At 48.2% G+C, this 16,742-nt stretch carries 15 protein-coding genes; 14 read left to right on the top strand and 1 reads right to left on the bottom strand.

Annotated features, from left to right (window positions below; all coding sequences use genetic code 11):
* The first annotated feature begins 260 nt into the window (after positions 1-260).
* Positions 261-1,607 (top strand): MATE family efflux transporter, encoded by a 1,347-nt coding sequence (locus DWX84_RS15530; RefSeq protein WP_036616726.1) that lies wholly within the window; start codon positions 261-263, stop codon positions 1,605-1,607.
* A 5-nt stretch (positions 1,608-1,612) separates the two neighbouring features.
* Here the strand turns inward: DWX84_RS15530 and DWX84_RS15525 are convergent, their stop codons facing one another.
* Positions 1,613-3,010, bottom strand: coding sequence for an MFS transporter (locus tag DWX84_RS15525; RefSeq protein ID WP_005856339.1), 1,398 nt, complete (start codon positions 3,008-3,010; stop codon positions 1,613-1,615).
* Positions 3,011-3,096: 86 nt separating this feature from the next.
* Here DWX84_RS15525 and DWX84_RS15520 point away from each other — a divergent pair, with 86 nt between their 5' ends.
* The 13 genes from DWX84_RS15520 (at position 3,097) to DWX84_RS15465 (ending at position 16,739) form a co-directional block, all read left to right on the top strand.
* The gene (locus DWX84_RS15520; RefSeq protein WP_008771901.1) at positions 3,097-4,446 is read left to right on the top strand and encodes a sigma-54 dependent transcriptional regulator; all 1,350 of its coding nucleotides are present in this window, start codon (positions 3,097-3,099) and stop codon (positions 4,444-4,446) included.
* Positions 4,436-5,755, top strand: coding sequence for a PAS domain-containing sensor histidine kinase (locus DWX84_RS15515; protein WP_048927419.1), 1,320 nt, complete (start codon positions 4,436-4,438; stop codon positions 5,753-5,755). Before DWX84_RS15520 ends, DWX84_RS15515 begins: the two co-directional genes overlap by 11 nt.
* A 172-nt stretch (positions 5,756-5,927) precedes the next feature.
* Positions 5,928-7,181 carry an Nramp family divalent metal transporter gene (locus tag DWX84_RS15510; protein WP_008780456.1) on the top strand — a complete coding sequence of 418 codons (1,254 nt, stop codon included), beginning with the start codon at positions 5,928-5,930 and terminating at the stop codon, positions 7,179-7,181.
* A gap of 52 nt (positions 7,182-7,233) precedes the next feature.
* Positions 7,234-8,973 carry a glutamine--tRNA ligase/YqeY domain fusion protein gene (locus tag DWX84_RS15505; protein WP_008778287.1) on the top strand — a complete coding sequence of 580 codons (1,740 nt, stop codon included), beginning with the start codon at positions 7,234-7,236 and terminating at the stop codon, positions 8,971-8,973.
* A gap of 10 nt (positions 8,974-8,983) precedes the next feature.
* Positions 8,984-10,441 carry a tetratricopeptide repeat protein gene (locus tag DWX84_RS15500; protein WP_008771897.1) on the top strand — a complete coding sequence of 486 codons (1,458 nt, stop codon included), beginning with the start codon at positions 8,984-8,986 and terminating at the stop codon, positions 10,439-10,441.
* A gap of 17 nt (positions 10,442-10,458) precedes the next feature.
* Entirely contained in the window at positions 10,459-11,376 is a 918-nt protein-coding gene (locus tag DWX84_RS15495) for a DUF368 domain-containing protein (RefSeq protein ID WP_008780454.1), read from the top strand.
* Positions 11,377-11,550: 174 nt separating this feature from the next.
* A complete protein-coding gene (locus DWX84_RS15490) occupies positions 11,551-11,652 on the top strand; it encodes a helix-turn-helix domain-containing protein (protein WP_255202288.1) in 102 nt (33 codons plus the stop codon).
* Positions 11,653-11,717: 65 nt separating this feature from the next.
* Positions 11,718-11,945, top strand: coding sequence for a ferredoxin family protein (locus tag DWX84_RS15485; protein ID WP_005856324.1), 228 nt, complete (start codon positions 11,718-11,720; stop codon positions 11,943-11,945).
* A gap of 14 nt (positions 11,946-11,959) precedes the next feature.
* Positions 11,960-13,039: a 3-methyl-2-oxobutanoate dehydrogenase subunit VorB gene (locus DWX84_RS15480; RefSeq protein ID WP_048927420.1), complete on the top strand. Its 1,080-nt coding sequence runs from the start codon at positions 11,960-11,962 to the stop codon at positions 13,037-13,039.
* A 5-nt stretch (positions 13,040-13,044) separates the two neighbouring features.
* A complete protein-coding gene (locus tag DWX84_RS21680; RefSeq protein ID WP_005856320.1) occupies positions 13,045-13,215 on the top strand; it encodes a hypothetical protein in 171 nt (56 codons plus the stop codon).
* Between the two features lie 12 nt (positions 13,216-13,227).
* The gene (locus tag DWX84_RS15475) at positions 13,228-13,992 is read left to right on the top strand and encodes a thiamine pyrophosphate-dependent enzyme (RefSeq protein ID WP_005856318.1); all 765 of its coding nucleotides are present in this window, start codon (positions 13,228-13,230) and stop codon (positions 13,990-13,992) included.
* An 18-nt stretch (positions 13,993-14,010) separates the two neighbouring features.
* Positions 14,011-14,553, top strand: coding sequence for a 2-oxoacid:acceptor oxidoreductase family protein (locus DWX84_RS15470; protein ID WP_048927421.1), 543 nt, complete (start codon positions 14,011-14,013; stop codon positions 14,551-14,553).
* A 104-nt stretch (positions 14,554-14,657) separates the two neighbouring features.
* Positions 14,658-16,739 (top strand): putative porin, encoded by a 2,082-nt coding sequence (locus DWX84_RS15465; RefSeq protein ID WP_048927422.1) that lies wholly within the window; start codon positions 14,658-14,660, stop codon positions 16,737-16,739.
* Positions 16,740-16,742: the final 3 nt, after the last annotated feature.

The raw sequence follows: 16,742 nt of genomic DNA, 5'->3' as shown, positions 1-16,742 counted from the left end.
CCTTTTTATTCGTCTTTTCCAGAGATTTTACGTAATTTTGTACCGCTAAATCTAAGAAGAGGTATGAGCTGTAAATTCGAATATTATTTTTTTACGACTAAAAGCATCTTGTTCGTCCATTGGACTACGAGAGGTTCTACCGTATCCGCACCCTATTCCTTCTAATTTATCTTTACATTTTCATTTAGAACAACTCTATCGTATATCCGGTATATACGATCAAGGATTTTTACACCATCATTAATAACAGAACAATACATATGTACAATAGAATAGCGGGTTACAAACAATATTATAAATCCTTAGTAATGCTAGGGGTACCTATCATCATCGGACAATTGGGGGCTATCATCACCGGATTGGCAGACACCATCATGGTGGGACAGCACAGTACGGAGGAACTAGCGGCGGCATCGTTCGTCAATAATGTAATAAATGCGTTTATCATAATGGGAACTGGATTCTCCTATAATCTTACCCCGCTGATCGGACAGAATTTAGCGATGAATAAAAAGATCGTGATCGGAGGCTGGCTCAAAAACAGTCTGGTTGCCAATATGACTACCACCTTATTATTGATAGCCGTCTTACTGGGGATTTACCTAAACCTAGACTCTTTAGGCCAACCCGAAGAACTCTTGCCATTGATAAGACCTTATTTCGCAGTCTCATTAGTCTCGATCCTATTCGTAATGCTTTATAATTCATTCCGTCAATTCGTGGAAGGCATAGCCAACCCATCCATATCCATGTGGGTCCTATTGACAGGGAATCTGCTGAATATCATCGGCAACTATATCCTCATTTACGGAAAATGCGGAATGCCGGAACTCGGACTGCTCGGGGCAGGTATAAGCACCTTTATCTCGCGTATCATCATGCTATTGCTTTTCATCGCCGTATTCATGCTGCGAACCGACTATAAGCCTTACCGGAAAGGTTTCACCCATATTCGTATCAATAAGCAGAGTTGGAGAAGGCTGAATTCCATAGGCTGGCCGATCAGTCTACAACAAGGCTTGGAAGCGGGAACATTCTGCGTCACCGCCATCATGGTGGGTTGGCTGGGTAGCCTTGAGCTTGCCGCCCATCAAATAGCCATTACCATATCAACGATCAGTTTTACCATCTATTTAGGTCTTGGAGCCGCCGTAGCGATTCGTACCAGTTATTATAAAGGGGCGAACGACTGGTATATGGTGCGTAAGATCACCATTGCCGGGCTTCATCTGGGGCTTATTGTCGTTTGTATTGTCTGCACCACCTTATTCATGACCCAATCCGGGCTTGGATTGATATTTACGGATAATCTTCATGTCAACGCAATCGTGAAGACACTACTCCCCATATTGATGCTCTATCAAATAGGAGACAGCGCACAAATCATTTTAGCGAACTCCTTACGAGGGCTAGCCGACGTGAAAGCGATTATGTGGATCTCGTTTCTCGCTTATTTCATCATAGCCATACCTGCCGGATATCTATTGGGATTCACGTTCCATTGGGGTATCGCCGGGATTTGGATGGCTTACCCATTAGGCTTCTTATGCTCCGTATGCCTGCTGGGATACCGGGCGAAAATGCAGGTAAAATCGCATCTCGCCTAATCCGATCAAGCCTTACGATTGATCCGGGAGAAACTAATAACCGCCCCGATCAAGGCCAACACACTTCCCAGCCATAACGCCGCGGGCATGCTATGGCCGGGAAATAACTTAAACATCAAGGCTACCAGCGAAGCCCCGCAAGTTTGTCCCAGCAAACGGGCCGTACCCAACATACCACTAGCCCCTCCACTCCTACTTTCCGGAGCGGCCCCGATCATGAGGCTATTGTTAGGAGTCTGGAACAACCCGAAGCCACAACCGCAAAGCGCCATGCGCCAGATAATATCCAGATCGGAAGGATGCGCCGGTAATTCCGCCAACGAGAACAACCCTCCCGAGAAGATAATCAACCCGATACCACTCAAGACCCCGGCATTCATTTTCTCCGACAAGATCCCGGCCAAAGGGGCGCACACCATTGTCGCCAAAGGCCAAGGAGTCAATAATAAGCCGGTCGCCACCTCATCGCGTCCCAGTACCCGCTGCAAGAAAAACGGGAAAGAGACCATAGCCAGCATCTGAGCGATGAAAGAAAACACAGACGTAATGATAGAAAGGGTAAAAAGAGGAATACGCAGCAAGTCTATCGGCAATAATGGATAGGCCTGCCGTTCCTCTCTCCGGATATAGAAATACCCACAGAACAATACGATAACAATCGCCGCTATTATCAATGAGATATGTACATCATGCGTGAACGCCTCGATAATCGCTATCACCAAACCGAATGTCAGCGCGTTCATGAGTGCCGCCGTAACATCAAACTTACGTCCGACAGCCTTCACCGGATTTTGCGGCAAGAACTTAAAGCTCAATATCAAAGCGGTAATACCTATCGGGATATTTATAGCGAACAACCAAGGCCAGTTCCCCACGGACAATATACCGGCGGCTATCGTAGGACCAGCGGCGGCCGATACGGATACCACCAAGGCATTAATCCCCATACCTCGCCCCAGAAAACGTTTGGGATAAATAATACGGATCAAGGCCGTATTCACGCTCGCTATGGCAGCGGCGCCAAAACCTTGTAGCGTACGGGCGATAATCAGCGTAAACAAGGAATCGGATAAAGCGCAGGCCAAAGAGGTACAGCTAAATAACAGCAACCCGATCGTATACACCTTCCGATACCCCCAGATCTCTCCCATCGACGATAACGACAGTAAAGAAATCGTGATCGCCAACTGATAAGCGTTCACCACCCATATAGAAGCAGACGGACTCGTATGGAGATCGCCGGCAATCGTAGGTAAAGCCACGTTTGCGATCGCCCCATCCAACACCGACACGGTAACACCAAGCCCAATCGCTAGGATCGCCCAATAACGGCTAGGGATTGGCAAGCCATCCGGGATATTCCCTCCCGTCTGACCATTTATATTCGTTATTTCTTTATCCATACGGTATATGAAACAGAAATAGGGTGTATCTGGTTTAGGAAGTATCGACCAGATCGAGTATCTTTGCCCGTATAAATGGACATGACATGGCAAAACAAGGCACTATACTAGTTGTGGATGATAATAAAGGTATCCTGACCGCCGTACAAATGCTGTTAGGAACTTGCTTCGAGAAGGTTATCACCATCTCTACCCCGAACAAGATAAAAAACACGCTGCACGACGAGAACGTGGATGTCGTATTGCTCGACATGAATTTCAGCGCCGGTATAAACAGCGGCAACGAGGGGCTGTTCTGGCTCTCCGAGATCAAGAAGGCTTATCCCTCGATACAAGTCGTTCTCTTTACCGCCTACGCCGACATCGATCTGGCGGTAAGAGGAATCAAGGAAGGAGCCACCGATTTCGTGGTAAAGCCTTGGGACAACGCCAAATTATTGGAAACCTTGCAAGCCGCTTACCAAATCCGCTCGGCCAATCATAAAGGCGGTGTCGGCAACAAGCAGTTGGTATCCAAGGAAAGCGGTATGTTCTGGGGAGACAGCAACGCCATGCAGCAACTACGGATGCTGATAGAGAAAGTAGCCAAGACAGACGCCAATCTATTAATCACGGGAGAGAACGGAACCGGTAAGGAAATGCTGGCCCGGGAAATACACCTGCTATCCCCCCGCAAGGATGAGGCCATGGTACCGGTGGATATGGGCGCTATCACGGAGACGCTGTTCGAGAGCGAGTTATTCGGCCACGTAAAAGGGGCCTTCACCGACGCCCGGACGGATCGCCCCGGTAAGTTCGAGGTAGCGAACAACGGAAGCTTGTTCCTCGACGAGATCGGTAACCTGTCTTATCATCTGCAAGCCAAATTACTGACCGCCTTGCAACGCCGGAGCATCGTACGGGTAGGTAGCAATACCCCGATCCCCATCAATATCCGCTTGATCTGCGCCACGAACCGGGACTTGCAGGAGATGGTACAGAAAGAGCAATTCCGCGAGGACTTGCTGTATCGTATCAATACGATACACGTAGAGATCCCGCCCTTGAGGGAGCGGCCGGAGGATATCGTACCGCTTACCGAGATATTCATCACGAAATATACCAATATCTACGGTAAAAAGCCCATGGCCCTCACCGACGACGCCAAGGAAAAGCTGAAAGCCCAACCTTGGCTGGGTAATATCCGCGAACTGGAACATACCGTGGAGAAAGCGATTATCATCGCCGACGGTGATACTTTAGATGGCAGCAATTTCGATTTCCCTCGTAAGCGGGAGGCGCCCGTCAAGAATGACATCACTACGCTCGAGGAAATGGAGTATACTATGATCAAGGCCGCCATGGATAAATTCGGCGGCAATCTCTCGCTCGTGGCGAACCAGTTGGGTATCTCACGGCAAACGCTTTATAATAAGATCAAGCGGTATGAACTTTAAAGGCATTTATTACAGCCTCACCTTCCGCCTCGCCCTCGCTATCGGGCTGACGGCGGCACTCACCTACTTGGCCTTGGCGGAAGAATGGGGGTGGTTCCTGTTCTTAGGCATCGGATGGCTGGCTGCCTTGCGGGGCATCAGCCTTTTGTTCAAGCGGAACGCGCAAAAGGTAGCCTTCATGTTCGACGCGATCGACAATAGCGATTACGCTTTCAAGTACGCTACCCGGGGGCGCTCCTCCAACGACAAGCTGGTTAGCGACTCCTTAAACCGCATCACCCAAATACTTTTTCAAGCGAAAGCCGAGGCGATCCAGAAAGAGAAATATTACGAGTTGATCATGAACCAAGTGAATACGGGTATCATCGTAGAAGATGATAAGGGCAATATTTTCCAGACAAACAACGAGGCCTTGCGACTGCTGGGATTGACAGTCTTTACCCATGCCCGCCAGCTCGGACGTATCGACGAGAATCTAGAGCGCCTCATCAGCGACGTTCGTCCCGGCGAGAAACATCAGATCTCCTTTATCAACGAGCGGGGTACGGTACATCTCTCGGTCCGTGTCTCCGAGATGACGCTCCAAGAGAAACACGTCCGCATCATCGCGATCAATGATATCAACAGCGAGCTGGACGATAAGGAGATCGAGTCATGGATACGACTGACACGGGTCTTGACCCATGAGATCATGAACTCCGTCACCCCTATCACCTCCTTGAGCGACACCTTGCTTTCCCTCCACCAGAATGTCGACGAGGAGATACGGGGCGGCTTGGAGGTAATCAGCTCTACCGGAAAGAGCTTGATCGCGTTCGTCGAGTCTTACCGTAAGTTTACGCATATACCGACGCCTCAGCCCTCTTTATTCTACGTCAACAAATTCGCCGAACGGCTCACGCGGTTGGCCCGCCACCACAATAATTACCCGAACATAACCATTCGCATCGACGTGGAACCGAAGGACTTGATCGTCTACGCCGACGAGAACCTGATCACGCAAGTAGTCTTGAACCTCTTGAAGAACGCCATGCAAGCGATCGGGCACGAGCAAGAAAACGGCCTTATCTTGTTCAAGGCGTATTGCGACCCCAACGAGGCCGTTATCCTAGAAGTGACGAACAACGGCCCCATCATCCCCCCCGAGGAAGCCGAGCATATATTCGTGCCGTTCTTCACCACGAAAGAAGGTGGAAGCGGTATCGGGCTGTCCATCTCACGACAGATCATGCGCCTGTCCGGCGGCAGCATCGCGTTGAGAAGCAACCCGGCCCAACGGCAGACTACCTTCGTGTTGACATTCCCGTAGCTCGTTTACCGTATCCGCATAAACGCGGACACGCGGCCGGGCAGCTACAAGAGGACAGCCGTACGGATACCCGCCATCGGCCGTACGAACGTATTTCCGGCCACCGTTGGGTAACAACGAAACTATTCGTATCTTTACACTGTTTTTTAAATTTAAAAGTATCTATACAAACATGAACTTACTAGACAAACTGAAGATCAACCACCGCCCCCGCTCCGGGGCATTGGATTTGCTAAAATATATCGGCCCCGGATTACTTGTCACCGTAGGCTTTATCGATCCCGGAAACTGGGCGACGAATCTTGCGGCAGGCTCCGAGTTCGGCTACGCCCTCCTGTGGGTCGTCACCTTCTCGTCCGTCATGCTGATCATTATCCAGCACAACGTGGCCCACCTCGGTATCGTGACCGGCCTCTGCCTCTCAGAGGCGACCAACAAATACATGCCCCGCGTGCTAAGCCGCCCGATCCTAGGATCGGCCATGCTCGCCAGCGTATCCACCTCCCTCGCCGAGATACTCGGTGGAGCCATCGCCCTCCGGATGCTGTTCGGTATGCCGATCAAGGCGGGAGCGGTGATCGTCACCATCGTATGCCTCGCCATGCTATTCAGTAATACATATAGTAAGACCGAACGCTGGATCATCACGTTCGTGTCCATTATCGGGCTCTCGTTCCTATACGAGCTGGCGTTGGTCGACGTAGACTGGGGGCAGGCCGTGGTAGGCTGGGTGAAACCCACCTTCCCCGAGAACTCCATGCTGATCATCATGAGCGTACTGGGAGCCGTCGTGATGCCTCACAACCTGTTCCTGCACTCGGAGGTGATACAGAGCCGGGAATGGAACCTAGAAGACGAGTCGGTCATCAAGAAACAACTGAAGTACGAGTTCTACGACACGCTCCTGTCCATGGTGATCGGCTGGGCGATCAACTCGGCGATGATCATCTTGGCCGCCTCTACCTTCTTCAAGCAAAACATCGCCGTAGACGAGCTGGACCAAGCGCAACAGTTATTGGTACCCCTCGTAGGAAATAACGCCGGGGTGATTTTCGCCGCCGCCCTATTACTGGCAGGTATCTCCTCGACCATCACATCCGGTATCGCCGGGGCTTCCATCTTCGCCGGATTCTATGGCGAGGCGTACAATCATACCGACCTCCACTCAAAGCTGGGAGTCCTGCTATCGTTCGTCCCCGCCTTGGCCATCATATTCCTGATCGGCGATCCGTTCAAGGGATTGATCCTGTCGCAGATGTTGTTGAGCGTGCAATTGCCGATCACGGTCTTCACGCAAGTGTACCTCACTTCCAGCAAGAAGGTCATGGGTGTCTACGCGAACAGCCGCTCTACGACCATCATCCTCTTGCTGTTGGGAACGATGGTAACCGTCCTAAATATAGCCCTGCTCATCAGCCTATTTTAAAAAGAAATCGCTACCTTTGCCCCATTCGAAGAAAAACTATCAATTTTTAAGTATGAGCGATATCAATACAAACGAAGAAGAAGGCAAGAAGAACCTGAATTTCATTGAGGCAGCCGTAGAGAAAGATTTAGCGGAAGGCAAGAACGGAGGACGTGTACAAACCCGTTTCCCGCCCGAGCCCAACGGATACCTTCACATCGGCCACGCGAAGGCCATTTGCCTAGATTTCGGCATCGCTGAACGCCATGGCGGTATCTGCAACCTCCGTTTCGACGACACGAACCCGACGAAGGAGGATGAGGAATACGTGGAGGCGATCAAGGAGGATATCCAATGGCTGGGATATCAGTGGGGAAATATTTATTACGCGTCCGACTACTTCCAGCAATTGTGGGATTTCGCGATCCGCCTCATTGAGGAAGGTAAAGCATATATTGACGAGCAGACATCCGAACAAATAGCCCAGCAAAAGGGCACGCCTACACAACCGGGCATCGAGAGCCCGTATCGCAACCGTCCGATCGAGGAAAGCCTAGCTCTCTTCAAGAAGATGAACACGGGTGAGATAGCGGAAGGTGCCATGGTACTTCGCGCGAAGATCGACATGGCAAACCCGAACATGCACTTCCGCGATCCGATCATCTATCGGGTGGTTAACCATCCGCACCATCGTACGGGCACGACGTGGAAAGCGTATCCGATGTACGACTTCGCCCACGGACAGAGCGATTTCTTCGAGGGCGTGACGCATTCCTTGTGTACCTTGGAGTTTGTCGTACACCGTCCTCTGTATGATTTGTTTATCGACTGGCTGAAGGAAGGCGAGGACTTGAACGACAACCGCCCCCGACAGACTGAGTTCAACAAATTGAACCTAAGCTACACGCTGATGAGCAAGCGTAACCTGCTTACATTGGTAAAAGAGAACTTGGTAAACGGCTGGGATGACCCCCGTATGCCGACCATCTGCGGTTTCCGCCGCCGGGGTTACTCTCCGGAGTCTATCCGTAAGTTCATCGACAAGATCGGTTATACGACTTACGACGCCCTGAACGAGTTCGCCTTGCTGGAAAGCGCCGTACGCGAGGATCTGAATGCCCGCGCCATCCGTGTATCCGCCGTGATCAATCCGGTGAAACTGATTATCACCAACTATCCGGAAGGACAGGTGGAGGAGCTGGAAGCGATCAACAACCCGGAAGATCCGGAAGCCGGCAGCCATACGATCGAGTTCAGCCGTGAGTTGTGGATGGAACGTGAGGATTTCATGGAAGACGCTCCCAAGAAATATTTCCGGATGACACCGGGACAGGAAGTTCGTCTGAAGAACGCCTATATCGTAAAATGTACGGGCTGTAAGAAAGACGAGAACGGTGAGATTACCGAGGTATATTGCGAATACGATCCGAATACCCGCAGCGGTATGCCGGACGCTAACCGTAAAGTAAAAGGTACCTTGCACTGGGTAAGCTGCGCCCATTGCCAAAAAGCGGAAGTACGCTTATACGACCGCCTTTGGAAAGTGGAGAACCCTAGAGACGAATTGGCCGCTATCCGGGAGGAGAAGAATTGCTCCCCGCTAGAGGCGATGAAGGAAATCATCAACCCGAACTCCTTGGAGATCCGGAAAAACTGTTACGTAGAGAAGTTCGTGGCTACCTTGCCCAAGCTTTCCTACCTTCAATTCCAGCGTATCGGCTATTTCAACATAGATAGCGAATCCACCCCCGACAACTTGGTATTCAACCGTACCGTAGGACTAAAGGACACGTGGAGCAAGATTAATAAATAAAGAATAGTAAATGAAAAAAGACGATATCTCACGCTTGTTACAACATTATCTTTCAGCGAAGGAAGAGGGTAAGGAGCCTTATTTCGACGCTGATCAAATCGATGAAATGTTGGACAGCTTTGAAGATTCGAACGATTATACTTACTTTGATGAAGTCTTAGCCCTCGGGCTAAAGCTTCATCCCGGTAATTCCGCCTTGCAAATCAAGAAAGGCAGGCAATTCGCGTATAACGAGGATTATGAGAGCGCTCTCGCTCTGCTCGAGAATATAGCGGAGACTGATAACCAAGATCTGGATATGTTAAAAATGGAATGCTATTGCTCGCTCAACCAATATCCCAAGGTTCTGGAGATCACGGAAGAGTTGATCACTAGGGATTGTGACTATTTGGAGGAAGTCTTCGAGTACATCTCCCCCATCCTGAATGATTTAGACATGAACAAAGAGGCCCGCGATTTCGTGGACCGTGGCTTGGCTTTATTTCCGGATAACTTGATCCTTAAGAATGAGCTTTGCTACATCCTCGAGACGGAAGGAGACGTTCCCCGGGCGATCGAGTTATGTAATGAGCTAATCGATAAGAATCCTTTCTCATACGAGTATTGGTTTACGCTGGGAAGGCTACATTCCATGGTTGGCGATTACGAGAAAGCGATCGAGGCTTTCGACTTCGCCTTGACGTGTGATGATTCCGATACGGAACTGAAAATATTGAAAGCGTACTGCCTGTATATGAACGAGAGCTATGAGAAGGCGATCGAGGAATATCAAGAAATCGAGGGTGATGAGGAGGTGATGCGCCGTATCTCTCCACTCATGGCGGAATGTTATATGAAGCTGGAGCAATATGAGAAGGCTTACCAACTGCTTTCCACGATCATAAACGATCCGGATATGGAGGATGGGCCGACCAATTATATCAATTATATCCGTTGTTGTACCGAGACTGAGCGTGACAACGAGGCTTCCATCATGTTATTCAAGGCGGCGCAATTGTATCCGAACAATGTCCGTCTCCTTTCTCTTTTAGCGCTTTGCTTGCTTGATAGCGGGAAAAAGGAGGAGGCTATCGCTATTACGAATAAGATATTCAAGATCATCGATAAGAAAAGTATCAATCCGGAAACTCAAGAAGAATGCAACAGCCTGCTTCATGCCGGACAATATTTGCTTTCTAAGGGAGATGTAGATAAGGCGATCTCTTATTACAAGAAAGTCCTTCAAATCAACCCGAAGACTCCAATGATTCATATCCATTTGGCTATGGCTTATCTGGATAACCGTGATATGGAAAATTTCATGGAGCATATCGGCCAAATATCCGGAGATGATCTTCTTTATTTGCTTCGTAAAGTGGGACCAGAAGTATTTGCGGACTTTACCATCGATTCCGATAAAGAGAAGAAACATATCCAACCCGAGGATCTGGTAAAAGAGTTTTTAAAGAATAAAGATAACAGTAATTAGACAATTAATAATGTAATATGCCTAACAAACGAAATCTCAAGGACTACGGTTTTTTAGTATTAAAAGGTATGGGTATGGGAGCGGCGGATGTCGTTCCCGGCGTGTCGGGAGGAACGATCGCCTTTATCGTAGGTATCTACGAGGAACTGATCGACTCTATCAAAAGTATTAACGGGACGACATTGAAACAATTATTCACGGGGAAAATAGCGGCCTTCTGGAAAGGGATCAACGCTAATTTCTTGCTTTCTATCGTGGGTGGTATTGGTATTAGTATATTCTCCCTAGCGAAGATCATTACGTATCTCTTGGTGTATCATCCGATCTTGGTATGGTCTTTTTTCTTTGGTTTGGTGCTGGCCTCTACTTGGTTCGTCTCTAAGGATATCAAGCAATGGAACTGGAAGACGATCTTGAGTTTTGTTGTCGGGGGAGTGATCGCTTTTTATATCACCGTGGCGACTCCCGCCGAGACTCCGAGTAATTTACTCTTTATCTTCCTCTGTGGGGCGATCGCTATTTGCGCCATGATCTTGCCGGGTATCTCGGGTAGCTTTATCTTAGTGTTGCTCGGAAAATACTTCTATATCATGGAGGCGGTCAAGACGTTTAACGTTCCCGTTATGTTGGTGTTTATAGCGGGTGCGGCTATTGGTATCACGACGTTCTCCCGCGTGTTGTCATTCGCCCTTCGTAAATTCCATGATATAACGATCGCCGTATTGGCCGGATTCATGTTGGGTTCGCTTAACAAGGTATGGCCTTGGAAAGAAACGATCGAGACCTATGTGGATAGCCATGGCATGACCAAGCCGTTGGTTGAGGCGAATATCGCTCCGAATCAGTTTGTTTGGGAGGCCGTCGGATTGATGATCTTAGGTTTCGGGATCGTATATTTCCTAGAAAAGCTCTCACAAAAAAGCGCTAAGGCGTAACCCAATATTACAATGGGCATTATAAGGTGATTAGAATGCCCATTGTAACCTTCTTTGAATGGGCATTGTAAAGAGCTTACGATGCCCATTGTTATTTACCTACATTTTATCATCGCACATCGTACTTTTCCAATAAGCGAAATCCTCTCCATACCAATTAAGTGATAAAGAAGCATCAAAAGTAACTATAACCGTACCCTGACCGCCGAGGCTTTAAATATCAGTAGAAAGACGCTATTCAACAAAATGAAACGTTATAATCTTGGCAACGAGTAATTTTTTACTAACTTTGATGCCTCAATAGAAATGTGTTACATTTAGATTTTAAATAAACAAGTATTATGGCGAAAATAAAAGGAGCTGTTGTTGTAAACACAGAGCGCTGCAAGGGATGTAACCTTTGTGTAGTAGCCTGCCCGTCGGATGTACTGGAGTTGCACCCACGAGAAGTAAACAACAAGGGGTATCACTATGTGTACATGAAGAACCCGGACGCATGCATCGGTTGCGCTAGTTGCGGGTTAGTTTGTCCGGACGGTTGTCTAACGATCTACAAAGTAAAAATATAAAGTTATATCAAGATATGGCAGAAGATATAAAATTAATGAAGGGTAACGAGGCCATCGCCCATGCGGCTATCCGCTATGGCGTGGACGGTTACTTCGGCTATCCGATCACTCCGCAGTCGGAGATATTGGAAACCCTTATGGCAGAGATGCCGTGGGAAAAGACCGGCATGGTAGTCTTACAAGCGGAGAGCGAGGTAGCCGCTATTAATATGGTATACGGCGGAGCCGGCTCCGGAAAGAAAGTGATGACCTCTTCTTCCAGTCCGGGCGTGAGCTTGAAACAAGAAGGTATTTCTTATATCGCAGGAGCGGAGCTTCCTTGTCTGATCGTGAACGTTATGCGTGGCGGTCCCGGATTAGGAACGATCCAGCCGAGTCAGGCTGATTATTTCCAGACCGTGAAAGGCGGTGGCCATGGCGATTACCGTTTGATTACCTTGGCACCCTCTTCCGTACAAGAGATGGCCGATTTCGTAGGCCTTGGTTTTGATCTGGCTTTCAAATACAATAACCCCGCTATTATCTTGGCAGACGGTATCATCGGACAGATGATGGAGAAAGTGGTTATGCCTCCCTATCATACCCGTCGTACCGAGGAAGAGATTATCACTCAATGTCCTTGGGCCGTACAAGGAAAGAAGGGCGGACGCAAAGGTAACGTCATCACTTCCTTGGAGCTAGACCCGGCGAAGATGGAAGAGAACAATATCCGTTTCCAAGCGAAATATCGCAAGATCGAGGAAAACGAGGTTCGTTACGAGGAGTTCCAATGTGAGGACGCTGATTATCTATTGATCGCATTCGGTTCTTCCGCCCGTATTTGCCAGAAGGTAGTTGAGATCGCCCGTGCGGAAGGTATCAAGCTTGGCTTGTTACGCCCGATCACGTTATGGCCGTTCCCGACAAAAGTGATCGCCGCTTATGCGGATAAGGTAAAAGGTATGTTATCGGTTGAGTTGAACGCCGGACAGATGGTAGAGGACGTTCGCCTAGCCGTAAATGGTAAGGTGAAGGTAGAGCACTTTGGCCGATTGGGTGGAATCGTATTCACCCCGGATGAGGTATTGAACGCGCTGAAGGAAAAATTATTCTGATCCGTATGACACGAGGAAGTAAAGCTGACGAGATATTGACGCTGGTTTTTATGCTACTGGCCATAGCTGCCGTGGTATGTTACTTCGCTGTTAGCGATAAGGCCGTATTCTTGTATTGTGGCGGGGCGGCGATCGTATTGCGGCTGGTGCAATATGTCTTAAGATATATACATTAATAATTAAAGATTATGGAACTCAACGATATAATTAAACCGGAAAATCTGGTGTATGAAAAGCCCAGATTGATGAATGAAAATCCCATGCACTACTGCCCCGGTTGCAGCCACGGTGTGATACATAAGCTAATCGCCGAGGTTATAGCCGATATGGGTCTGGAAGATAAGACAATCGGTATCTCCCCCGTGGGATGTGCCGTATTCGCATATAACTACTTGGATATCGATTGGATCGAGGCAGCCCACGGACGTGCGCCAGCCATCGCTTCCGCCGTTAAACGCTTGAATCCGGAGAAGATGGTATTCACGTATCAAGGAGATGGTGACTTGGCGGCTATCGGTACGGCCGAAACGATTCATGCAGCCAACCGTGGCGAGAATATCGTGATCGTATTCGTAAATAACGCGATCTATGGTATGACCGGCGGACAGATGGCTCCGACTACACTGGAAGGTATGCCCACGGCTACCTGTCCTTACGGACGCAACATCGCCTTGAACGGTTACCCGCTGAAGATCGGTGATTTATTAGCCCAATTGGAAGGAACTTGCTTGGTAACACGCCAAAGCGTACAGACAGCCGCAGCCGTACGGAAAGCGAAGAAGATGCTTCGTAAGGCTTTCGAGAACGCTATGGCCGGTAAGGGTACTTCTGTGGTAGAGTTCGTCTCCACTTGCTCATCCGGCTGGAAGATGACTCCGGAAAAAGCCAATAAATGGATGGAAGCGAACATGTTCCCCTTCTACCCGCTGGGCGACTTAAAGAATGTTGAATAAGTAATACGGTAAACGACAATGAAACAAGAAATAATTATAGCAGGCTTCGGTGGACAAGGTGTATTGTCTATGGGTAAGATCTTGGCCTATTCCGGTTTGATGGAAGGCAAGGAGGTTAGCTGGATGCCTTCATACGGACCTGAGCAACGTGGCGGTACGGCCAACGTAACCGTTATCTTGAGCGACGAGCGTATCAGCTCACCCGTATTGAATGAATATGATATCGCTATTATCTTGAACCAACCTTCCATGGATAAGTTCGAGAACAAGGTGAAACCGGGCGGTATTTTGATTTACGATGGTTATGGCATCCATACGCCCGCAAAGCGTACGGATATTAACGTATATCGGGTAGATGCCATGGACGCCGCTACCGAGATGAAGAACGAGAAGGCATTCAATATGTTGATCTTAGGCGGGTTACTTAATATCGTCCCGATGGTTCAATTGGAGAACGTCATGCTAGGATTGAAGAAATCCTTGCCCGAGCGTCACCATCATTTGTTGCCGATGAACGAGGCTGCCATTAAGAAAGGAATGGAGATTATACAGAAAATATAAGAAGCTCATTCATTGATGTGCCGATATGCCAATTAAGTTTTCTGATTGGCATATTGGCATATTTTATAATTGGCACATTATTTTTTGTTATATCTTTGCAACCCATGAAGTATTATCTATACATATTACTTTTTCTGATAGGAACGGCGGCTTCCGCGCATGCGCAAGGACGTTCCGGGAGCCGGGGAGGACGAGGTGGATTCTCGTTATCTAATTTATCATCCTCAAACAAGGAAATACCGGATAGCTTGCTGCAAACAGATAGCGCGGCGCTGAAATCAAAACGAATCATCGGTTATCGGCTCACGCCTCTTTTGGGAGAACGTTATATCGCTCCTATGGATACCAATCGATTAAATTTCGGGAATAGTACGTTGGTGGAAGCGAACTCATTGGCCGTAGGTTATCTGGCGAATGTGGGATCGCCGGCGCAAACCCGTATTTTTAACGAACGTAAGGAGGAACGTGATTTCATCTTCGCCGATGCCTATGATTATTATATCACGACCCCGACAAACGCTTATTTCTATGATACCAAAGTACCCTATACCCAAGTGACTTATACGACAGGAGGAGCTAGCCAGAATAAGATGGACCGACTGAAAGGGGTACTGACCATGAACTTTGGCAAGAAGATCAATGTCGGTGGCGAGATGGATTATATCTATAGCCGCGGATATTATAACTCCAACGGTAATAAATTATTAAGTTATCGTTTTTTCGGAAGTTATATCACCGACCGTTACGAGTTAAACGCTTATTTAAGTAATTTCAATTTCGTAAACTACGAGAACGGTGGACTTACAAATGACCAGTATATCACGAATCCCGATGACTTGGCCGAGAATCAAAGAAATATCGATAGTAAATCATACCCTGTCCGTTACACGGACACATGGAACCGTGTCCGTGGAAAACAATATTTCCTGACACAGAGATACAATCTCGGTTTTACCAAAGAATTGGAAGAAACCGATGAGGAAGGGAACATAAAAGAGGTATTCATTCCGGTTTCCAGTATCATCCATACCATCGATTACGAAGATAACCGCAGACGCTTTATCTCTAATGATGCCGGGATCGATACCTGCTACACTCATCTTTATGGTATGGACGCATCTTTGAATGACCAGACTTCCTCATGGAATTTAAAGAATACTTTTGCGTTGGCCTTGCGGGAAGGTTTCCAAGATTGGGCTAAGTTTGGGCTGACCGCCTTCGTTACTTTCGAGAAACGCCGGTTTAGATTGGCATCCCAAGTTCCCGGACTGGATTACGGTCCGGATGGTCGTGGAAGCTCTGAGCCGAGTACATTAAATTTCCCTACTTCCGAGGTATATGATGAGTTTACGACCTACATCGGAGGCGAATTATCCAAACGCCGTGGTAGCCTTCTTACCTACAATGTCCGTGGAGAATTAGGACTTGCGGGAAGTGACGCCGGAGAGGTTCGAGTGAGCGGAGACTTACAGACCAAATTCAAGCTTTTCAAGAAAGACGCTACCATCAAGGCGGAAGGATATATCAAGAATATCACCCCGGCGTTTTACCAACGTCACCATCATGGGCGTTACTATTGGTGGGATCTATCATTGAAAAATGTGCAAAGGATTTACGCCGGAGCGAAAATCAACTTGGAATCCACCCGTACCCAGTTATCCGGAGGAGTGGAAAGTATCCAGAATTATGTATTCTTCAACGGCAAAGGTTTGCCGGAGCAAAGCAGTAAGAACATTCAAGTTGTCTCAGCCCGTATCAAGCAAGATATCATGTACCGTGCGTTCGGATGGGAGAATGAGGTGGCCTATCAGCTTTCTAGCGAGAAGTCTCAACTCCCGTTACCGGATATCAGCGCATACTCGAATATATATCTAGCGTTTAAGTTGGCGAAAGTATTAACCGTACAGATTGGCGCAAACGTATACTACAACACCGCTTATTACGCTCCTTATTACGAGCCGGCTACCCAGCAGTTCCAAGTACAGGAAGAAGACAAGAAAGTGAAGGTTGGCAATTATCCGTTGATCAACGCTTATGCGAATTTCCATTTGAAGCAAGCTCGCTTCTTCATCATGGCATACAATCTAGGCTCTAAGTTCGTTGACCCGAATTACTTCTCTCTTGCGCATTATCCGTTGGACCCGATGGTCTTGAAAATGGGCATCTCCGTGACTTTCAATAATTAATCG

Source organism: Parabacteroides sp. AF21-43 (genome assembly GCF_003635435.1).
Lineage (GTDB): Bacteria > Bacteroidota > Bacteroidia > Bacteroidales > Tannerellaceae > Parabacteroides > Parabacteroides distasonis.
The sequence above is the reverse complement of the archived record's forward strand: the minus strand, read 5'-3'. Positions and strand labels throughout refer to the sequence as shown.